Below are 692 nucleotides of genomic sequence, written 5' to 3' on the forward strand. Positions count from 1 at the left end.
AACGCCGCCTTGGCACCAAACGCCGACTGCGCGGCCACCAACTGCGGAATATGAGCATCCAACAAACTCATAACGATCTGTCTCCCTTAAGTTTTCGGTTCGGATTTCGGTTACCGAATCGCACGCTACGATTCCTCGTCTCCCCCTCCCTGCAGCTCATCCCGATGCCAGGTGCCCGGCACCAGTGGCTCCCGCGGGCCACTACCGAACAGCTCGTCGCCGGCCAGCTTGGTCAACCCGGCCGCGCCCACGGCGGTGTCTTTGGGCGCGGTCCCGGCGAACCCCAGCGTCCCGGCTCCGTTCCCGGAAGCCACCGCCGACACCAACTGCTCCGGCTCGCGGTAATCGGGCGCAACGCCGATGTTGGAGTCCATGTCCAGGAACTCGTCGCCAAATTCGCGCATTGCCGTCCGTCGGCGCCGGCGCGCCCGCCCCTCCGCCCGGCCGGGCGCCACCACGCCTGCCGCCGGAACGGTGGCCGCCGGCGCCTTGGCGCCACCGCGGCCGCCCACCGTCGGCCCGGACTCGGTTCCCGGGCCACCGCCGAAGGCCACCACGTAGGCCAAAATTCCGGGCGCCGGCGCCGGCGCGGGCGCGGCGGGGGCCCCGGCCCCGCGGGGGGGCCCCCCCCCCCCCGCGGCCCCCCCGCGGGACCGCCCCGGGCCGCCCCGCCCGCCCCCCCGCCAGCTGGA

2 pseudogenes are annotated in these 692 nt (G+C 73.8%); both read right to left on the reverse strand.

From position 1 onward, the window contains the following. A pseudogene (locus tag A5764_RS28275) lies at window positions 1–71 on the reverse strand (type VII secretion protein EsxS); the annotation flags it as partial. Between the two features lie 54 nt (window positions 72–125). Further along, window positions 126–692: pseudogene (locus tag A5764_RS12935) on the reverse strand (PPE family protein); the annotation flags it as partial.

Source organism: Mycobacterium sp. 852002-51057_SCH5723018 (assembly GCF_001667035.1).
Classification (GTDB): Bacteria; Actinomycetota; Actinomycetes; order Mycobacteriales; family Mycobacteriaceae; genus Mycobacterium.